General features: G+C 64.4%; 7 protein-coding genes, 1 tRNA gene and 1 pseudogene. 3 read left to right on the top strand and 6 right to left on the bottom strand.

What is annotated here, in order from left to right:
- On the top strand, window positions 1–661 hold a 661-nt coding region (locus tag AC1DT3_RS07810; RefSeq protein ID WP_477464686.1), incomplete at its 5' end, for a dihydrodipicolinate synthase family protein.
- Window positions 662–698: 37 nt separating this feature from the next.
- Here AC1DT3_RS07810 and AC1DT3_RS07805 read toward each other — a convergent pair.
- Window positions 699–775: transfer RNA gene (locus AC1DT3_RS07805), tRNA-Arg, on the bottom strand.
- A 118-nt stretch (window positions 776–893) separates the two neighbouring features.
- Here AC1DT3_RS07805 and AC1DT3_RS07800 point away from each other — a divergent pair.
- Together AC1DT3_RS07800 and AC1DT3_RS07795 are read left to right on the top strand one after the other, a co-directional pair.
- Window positions 894–1,772 (top strand): thermonuclease family protein, encoded by an 879-nt coding sequence (locus AC1DT3_RS07800; RefSeq protein ID WP_477464685.1) that lies wholly within the window; start codon window positions 894–896, stop codon window positions 1,770–1,772.
- A 5-nt stretch (window positions 1,773–1,777) separates the two neighbouring features.
- Window positions 1,778–3,220, top strand: coding sequence for a M48 family metalloprotease (locus AC1DT3_RS07795; RefSeq protein WP_477464684.1), 1,443 nt, complete (start codon window positions 1,778–1,780; stop codon window positions 3,218–3,220).
- A 52-nt stretch (window positions 3,221–3,272) separates the two neighbouring features.
- Here AC1DT3_RS07795 and AC1DT3_RS07790 read toward each other — a convergent pair whose 3' ends face one another.
- From AC1DT3_RS07790 to AC1DT3_RS07770, 5 genes and pseudogenes are all read right to left on the bottom strand, one after another.
- Window positions 3,273–4,145: an RNA polymerase factor sigma-32 gene (locus tag AC1DT3_RS07790; protein WP_477464683.1), complete on the bottom strand. Its 873-nt coding sequence runs from the start codon at window positions 4,143–4,145 to the stop codon at window positions 3,273–3,275.
- A 172-nt stretch (window positions 4,146–4,317) separates the two neighbouring features.
- The gene (locus AC1DT3_RS07785) at window positions 4,318–4,899 is read right to left on the bottom strand and encodes a CarD family transcriptional regulator (RefSeq protein WP_477464682.1); all 582 of its coding nucleotides are present in this window, start codon (window positions 4,897–4,899) and stop codon (window positions 4,318–4,320) included.
- 350 nt (window positions 4,900–5,249) lie between these two features.
- A complete protein-coding gene (fdxA, locus tag AC1DT3_RS07780; RefSeq protein WP_477464681.1) occupies window positions 5,250–5,588 on the bottom strand; it encodes a ferredoxin FdxA in 339 nt (112 codons plus the stop codon).
- A 72-nt stretch (window positions 5,589–5,660) separates the two neighbouring features.
- A complete protein-coding gene (locus AC1DT3_RS07775; protein WP_477464680.1) occupies window positions 5,661–5,963 on the bottom strand; it encodes an RNA-binding S4 domain-containing protein in 303 nt (100 codons plus the stop codon).
- Window positions 5,964–5,975: 12 nt separating this feature from the next.
- Window positions 5,976–7,864, bottom strand: a pseudogene (locus tag AC1DT3_RS07770) (helicase-related protein); the annotation flags it as partial.

Here is a 7,864-nt window from a genome sequence, read left to right as displayed (position 1 = left end):
TATCTGCGCCGAGCGCAGCCGCAGCGCCCAGGACGCGGGCGCGGCGATGGTGATGATCATGCCGCCCTATCACGGAGCGACGATCCGCGTTCCCGAGATCGGCATCTTCGACTTTTTCCGGACCGTGTCCGGTGCCATCGACATTCCGATCATGATCCAAGATGCACCTGTCGCCGGCACGCCGCTATCGGCCGTGTTTCTCGCCCGGATGGCGCGGGAGATTCCGAATATCCGCTATTTCAAGATCGAGGTTGCAGGCGCTGCCGCCAAGCTGCGCGACCTCGTGAACCTCGGCGGGGACACCATCGAGGGACCCTGGGATGGCGAAGAGGCGATCACGCTTCTCGCCGATCTCGATGCCGGCGCCACGGGGGCGATGACGGGAGGGGGTTATCCGGACGGCATCCGCCAGATCATCGATCCCTATTTCGCCGGACGCCGCGAGGACGCCATCGCCGCCTACGAAAGGTGGCTGCCGCTCATCAACTACGAGAACCGGCAATGCGGTCTCCTGGCATGCAAATCGCTGATGCAGGAGGGCGGCGTGATATCCTCGGACACAGTGCGCCACCCGCTCCAGCCCATGCACCCCGAAACCAGAAAAGGCCTGATCGAACTCGCCCGCCGCCTCGACCCGCTGGTGTTGCGCTGGGGGCAATGAACGGGGGGGCGGAGCGGGCGCCTACCCCCAAAAACCCTGGCGATCCCGGGAAGACTCGAACTTCCGACCTTCGGTTTAGGAAACCGCTGCTCTGTCCTGCTGAGCTACGGGACCGCTCGGGGGATGAGTACCAGAAAAATCGGCGCGGTAAATGGGTGATGCTGACGCCTCCCGAGAGGGCGAGCGTGAGGCGGTGGTTGTGCCTTGGGCCCGGTCGGCTATGGTGGCCTCGATGGTCCGTGCGCTCCTGTTCGTCGGTTGTGTCGTCTTCGCGAGCGCGCCCGTCTTGGCGCAGAATACGGCCGGCTGTCGTGCGGGGGTGGTCGAGGACGATGTCGTCTCGGAGATCACCGCCGCCGGTGAGATCGGCCTGCGCTCGGAGCGACTTTTGCGCCTTGCATCCATCCGGCTACCCGATGAAGGCGAGCCTCGCTCGCACGCGCTCGCGCTGCTCAAGGGCGTGATCGGACAAACGGTGCATGTCCGGGCGATGGGCGAACGGGATCGGTGGCAGAGGCTGCCGGCACGCCTCGCCCGTGATCCAGCGTCCGTTGCCCCAGCGACTCTCGACCCAGCGACCCTCGCTCCCACTGGCCTCGCGTCACCGGCCAGCAATCCCACGACGAATTTGCCGGCTGATCTCACCGGCGATTTCACGGCGCGGCTCGTGGAAACGGGGCTCGCGATCGTCGATCCGACCGACGGGGTCGTCTTCTGCCAACCGGAATTGCTGGCGCTCGAACAGGCGGCGCGCGAACGCGGCCTTGGTCTCTGGGCGGGAGGCCGCTATAACCCGATCAACGCGACCGAAATCGCCCGCCTGCGGGAGCGACTAGGCACGTTCGCGCTCGTCGAAGGACGGGTGCGCAACGTGGGCGAACGACAACAGCGAACCTATCTTAATTTCGGGGGCAATTGGGCAGACGACTTTACGATCATCGTCCCGAAGAAAGTGTGGTCTCTTCTGGCCCAGCGCGGCATCAATGCCGCGAGCCTGAAGGGAAGCAGGATTCGGGCGAGAGGTCTTCTGGACGATTGGCAAGGCTCATCCCTGACCCTCGCCACGCCGGACGCCCTCGAGCGCATCGTCGACACACGCCCACGACATTGAACGGCATGATCGAAAAAAGTCGCACCCCTGTTGGTCTGATTCTCGCCGTCTTGCTGGCGGCTGGCTTGGTGGCGAGCTGCAACACGTCGGGAAGCGGCAACATCCCCCTGCCCCCCACCGCGCCGCGCACGGTGGCGGAGAGCCAGGCCGATCGGGACCACGCCCGACTGATCGCAGCCTTCGGCGGCGAGGTGCGGGCTCCAGCAGCTCAACAGCTCCTGACCGAGATCGTCAACCGCCTGGTCCAGGCCACCGATCGGCCGAGCGAAACGTTCCAGGTCACCATCCTCAACTCGCCGGTGGTCAACGCCTTTGCCTTGCCGAGCGGACGCCTCTACGTCACGCGCGGACTTCTGGCGCTCGCCAACGACACCGCCGAAATCGCGGCCGTTCTCTCCCATGAGATCGCCCACGTGACCTTGCGGCACGCCTCGCAGCGCAGCGAATTGCAGGCTCGCTCCACCCTCATCACCAAGGTGACAGAGAACGTCCTCAACAACGCGGCCGAGGCCGCCGTGGTGCGCGATCAGTCGCGCATGACATTGGCGAGCTTCTCGCGCTCGCAGGAGCTCGAGGCCGACCAGGTCGGCGTCAAGGTTCTGGCGCGGGCCGGGTTCGATCCCTTCGGCGCGCCGCGCTTTCTCACGGCGCTCGGGCGCTCGGCCGGCAGCGCCGATGCGGGACGTGGCGGGCCGGCCGATATCAGCTCGACCCATCCGACGACCTCCGATCGCATCTCGCAGGCGCTCCAGGCCGCCAGGCGGGCGAGCGCGCCCGGCATCGGGGAGGCGGACAGGAACCGCTACCTTTCGGCCATCGACGGGCTCGCCTATGGCGACGATCCGGGCGACGGCGTCGTCCGTGGCCGCACCTTCATCCATGCTCGACTTGGCGTCGCCTTTGCCGCGCCGGACGGGTTTACCCTCGAGAACACCTCGCAGGCGGTGCTCGGTGCGTCCGCCGACGGTGCCCGGCGGCTCCTGTTCGATGCCGCCGAGACGCCGAACGGCCAGAGCCTGGAGGAAGTGCTCCGCTCGACCTGGAACGACACGATCGAACCCGGCAGCATGGAAACGACGACCGTCAACGGGCTGCCCGTGGCGACGGCACTGTCACGGGGCAAGGAATGGAATTTCCGCCTGTCGGCGATCCGGATCGGGACCACCACCTATCGGCTGATCATGGCGGCCAAGGTCGGCGCGGGCGATCTCGACGGCATGTTCCGCCAGACGCTCGCGACAGTCCGCCACGTGCAACCCGATGAAGCCCGCAATGTGCAGCCGTTGCACCTGCGGATCGCCACTGCGCAACCGGGCGACACGGCGGAAACCATGGCGGCGCGCATGGCGACGAGCGAGCGACCGCTCGAGCGGTTCCTGCTCCTCAACGGACTCGACCGCGCAGCACCGCTCAAAGCGGGCGAAAACTACAAGATCATCGGCGAATAGGGGCGAGAAGAGCCAAGCACCGCAAGTCGGCGCTGGGCCTTTGACCTAGACGTCATACGAACGCGCCATGCGCCAGCGGGTACTTCTCGATGAGGGCACGCTTGAGTTTTTCGAGCGCGCGATTCTCGATCTGGCGAACGCGCTCCTTGGAGATACCAAGACGGTTCCCGAGGAATTCCAGCGTGACCTGCTCCTCGTCGAGGCGCCGGGCCTGAAGAATGCGGAGTTCGCGTTCGTTCAGAACCTTGAGCGCCTGACGCAGCCACCGCACCCGCCGCTCGCCGTCGATCACCTCGCCGACACTCTCATCCGGCAACGGGCTGGTATCGACCAGAAATTCCATCCGCTCAGCGGAGTTGCCCGGATCGGCATCGAGCACCGGCGCATTGAGGGAGGTGTCGGGCGCCGACAGACGGGCGTCCATCATCGCGACATCATTGGTGGAAACGCCGATGRCCTGGGCGATCTTGACGTGGACCTCGGCGGAGATGCGTTCATCGCCATTTCGGGTCAGGCGTGCGCGCAGGCGGCGCAGGTTGAAGAAGAGGGCCTTTTGCGCGGAGCTGGTTCCGCCGCGAACGATCGACCAGTTTCGCAGAATGTAATCCTGAACGGAGGCGCGGATCCACCACGTGGCATAGGTCGAGAAACGAACCTCACGCTCGGGCTCGAACCGCGCAGCCGCCTCGAGCAGGCCCACATGGCCTTCCTGGACGAGATCGGCCATGGGCAGTCCGTAATGGCGGAACCGGGCGGCGACGGCGATCACCAATCGCATATGAGCGGACGTGAGTTGATGAAGAGCATCTTCGTCGCGCTGTTCTTTCCAACGTACGGCGAGAAGGTGTTCTTCTTGCCGTTCGAGGAAAGGGGCATTCATAGCGGCGCGCACAAACTTGCGACGAACCCCGGAGATTTCTCCCATCCTCGTCCTCCCTTGAGCAGGAGGAAAACGGGCCAGCAGAGAAAAAGTTCAGTCCGAACGGCCAAGGTCGTGAAAAATAGATTCGACTTGCGGAAAAACAAGGGTTTGCATGCAAAAGAAAACCCGGCGCGAAGGCCGGGTTTCCAAAAAATCAGCGTTGAGGCGTGGCGTCTCAGGCCGCTTCTTCCTGTATGTCGTCGCTGTCCTCGGCGTCGGCTTCCGCGCCCTTCACCCGACGGGGCGATTTGGCGAGGCTTTGCTCGATGAGCTTCAAGGCTTCCGTATCGGTGATCTTGTTGACGGCCGCGATTTCGCGAATGACGCGATCGAGCGCCGATTCATAGAGCTGGCGCTCGCTGTAGGATTGCTCGGGCTGCGCTTCCGACCGGTAGAGGTCGCGCACAACTTCCGCAACGGCAATAAGATCGCCGGAATTGATCTTGGCTTCGTATTCCTGAGCGCGGCGCGACCACATGGTGCGCTTCACACGGGCGCGTCCGGTCAAAACGTCGAGCGACTTCTGGACCAGGGGGCCGTCAGCCAATTTACGCATGCCGACAGAGGAGGCCTTCGCGGTAGGAACGCGCAGAACCATCTTATCCTTGTCGAAGGAGACCACGAAGAGCTCCAGCTTGAAACCGGCGATTTCCTGTTCCTCGATGGCCGTGATGCGGCCGACACCGTGAGCCGGGTACACAATCGCTTCACCGGTCTTGAAACCCAGGCGCTGGGCGGACTTCTTAGCGGTCGTCATGCGAGAGAGGCCTCCTTGCACGGCCCCAGCCATGCGGCGGGAGCTTGTCGTTCCAGCGGACAGGGACCCGCGGAACAAAAATGTTTGAAGGCGGGACTGAATGTCTCGCCTGTTTCCCTGATCGGCCAGTAACTAAAGAGCACCCGTAAACCCTGATTTCAGACAGCTGATGCTGTCGTCCATCTTGGGCCATGCATCACATTTCATCTTCTTGACCGCTTCTGTCGCGGGGTTTGAAGCACGTCGGGCGCAAGCGACGGCATTTGCGGACCCTATCACAGTCCACCGTAAAAAGCAAAAATATTTCAAAATGAAACGGAAGAAGCCGCCGATATGGTTTAGCTTCCCTTCTAGTCCCCCTCGCCCGGATTCGGGGTGAAGTACTTCTCGAATTTGTCGGCGACGCCGTCGAATTCTTTGGCGTCGGCCGGCGCATCCTTCTTCTGGGTAATGTTCGGCCACGTCTTCGCCATGTCGGCGTTGAGCTTGAGCCAGGTCTCGAGACCTGGCTCCACGTCCGTCTTGATCGCCTCGGCCGGGCATTCGGGTTCGCACACGCCGCAATCGATACATTCGTCGGGATGAATGACGAGCATGTTCTCGCCTTCATAGAAGCAGTCGACCGGGCAGACCTCCACGCAATCCATATATTTGCATTTGATGCAATTTTCGGTGACGACGTAGGGCATAGACGATCCTTGAATCGGCTCGGACGATACGGAACCTTGGGCGCTGGGAAACGGTGCGTCCGCGACTGCGCTCTAGCCCCTGTCGCGGTCCGTGACAAGCGTCCCGGTGTCGCTTGTCAGATCGGTGTAGAGCAGCCTTGCTTCCGGTGCAGGGCCACGGCGTTCGCCGAGGGCTTCGACACGGATCACGATCGTCGACTGCGACAGAGCCAGGGTCACCACATCGCCGATCGCGACGGCCTTCGCCGGATTGTCGACGCGTTGCCCGTTGAAGCGAACGAAGCCGCTGGTCACGAGCTTCGCCGCGAGCGTACGCGTCTTGGCGAAGCGCGCGAACCACAGCCACTTATCCAGTCGCCGTCGATCCTCGCGCATCGCCCATGCCGCCTATTTCTTCGAATCCTCGAGCTGGGCCTTGAGGGCCAGGAGCTTGGCAAAAGGCGAATCCGGATCCGGCTGCTTTTCGCGCCGCGGCTCGAACCGTGGCGGTCGGTGCTCGTCGGGCCGGCGCGGGCCGCGCGGTGGCCGGTTCTGCGGGCGTCCGCCCTCCCCGTCCTTGCGCTGGTCGGGCCGGCGGTCGAAACGACGCTCGCCCTGCGGACGATCACCCTGAGGACGGTCTCCTTGAGGACGATCGCCTTGAGGACGATCGCCCTGTCCGTGGCGGGGGCGACGATCGCCGCGTCTGTCGCCGCGATTGCGATCCTGCTGATCACGGTCCTGACCGGCCTCGGCGGAGCGCCCGGCATGGCCTTGGCGTCCGCGGCCGTGGCGCGCGTGGCCGCCCTCGTGGTGCCGGCGATGCTGCCGCCAGATTTCGATGAGGACAGGTTCTGCCGGAGCATCCGCCCCTTCGGAACCGTCTGTGGAACCGTTTGCCGGAGTCGATTCCTCCACCGAAGCAGCAACAGCTTGGGAAACGTCCGATGTCGCGGAAACCGCCTCCGGAACCGTCTCCCCAGCCGGGAGGGTAGCGTCGGCCGTTTCGGTTTGAGGCGCCTCGGCGCCAAGCGTTTCGGTGTCGGGAGTCCTCGTGTTGGGCGTCTCGCGAGCCGCCTCTTCGAGCCCTGCTGAAACCGTATCGCCATCGGCGGCGACGGCGGGCTTGTCGTCGCCGTTCGGCACCGGCTGAACGATTTCCCGTGGCGCCTCCACCAGAGCCACCGTGATCGCGGGGCCCGCCCTGCGATCCATTACGTAGCCCAGGGATTTCAGGATGGTCGCAAAGTCTTCACCGGCGCAGCCGACAAGCGACGTCATGGCGACGGTGGGTACGAATCCCTCGCCGTCCGCCGTTCCCGCCGGAGGCTCTCCAGGGGTAATGCCGGGACGATAGGCGATCGCCGGACGAATCAGATCCGCCAGGCGTTCCAGAATGTCGACGCGAACAGCGCGGCCGCCGCAAACACGGAACCCGGCAGCGCGGTAGAGGCCTGCCGCGATCTCGGGGTCGACCGGGATCGAGGTGCGGCCCGATTGGGCGAGGTGAGCGATCTCGTCGATGCCCTTCTGCTCGAGCCCGCCGTTCTGGAGCGCCCAAAGCTGTGCCGCGAGCGTGCGCGGCGCCGGCTTCAAGAGCGCCGGAAGGTAGAGGTGATAGGCGCCGAACCGGATGCCCGCCTTGCGCAGGGCTCCGCGCGCCTCCTGGTCGAGAGACCGCACTTCGTTCAGGACCTTGGCGCGTTCGAGAACGCCGAGCGATTCGGCGACCTGGAAGGCGATGCCCCGCGCCAGACCCTGCAATTCAGCCGATTCCTCGAGCTGGATCGCGGACCCGAGCAGGCGGATCACATAGGCTTTGAGCCAGGCCCGCAGCCGGGTGTCGACCTTGTCGCGGGCAGGACCGGTCAGGTGCTCGTCCGCGAGGACCCGCAGGCGCGGCTCGAAGAGCTTGTCGCCGGCTTCCATTTTCGCCACCGGATCGCCCATCCAGCGGATCGTGCCGTCGTTGGACAACACGAGCGTGCTGTCCGGCGTTTCGGCAAACCGATCCGCCCGGGCCTCGATCTCGCCCGACAAAGCTTTCCCCGCGGCGTTGCGCAAGGTTTTGGCTTCGCTCGTGTCGGCCTGGGGGTCCGGCACGAACTGGAAGCCGTGCAGGTGTCCGATATGCTGACCTTCGACGGTAACATCGCCGGAAGTCGTAATTTGCGCCTCTAGCATCGCATTCTCTCTTAACCGCCGCATGAGAACGCTCGTGCGCCTGTCGACGAAGCGCTGGGCGAGTCTCTCATGGAGGGCGTCCGATAGACTGTCCTCTACCTGACGCGCAACAC

It is taken from the genome of Microvirga sp. P4_G7, from assembly GCF_056401005.1.
The sequence above is the reverse complement of the archived record's forward strand: the minus strand, read 5'-3'. Positions and strand labels throughout refer to the sequence as shown.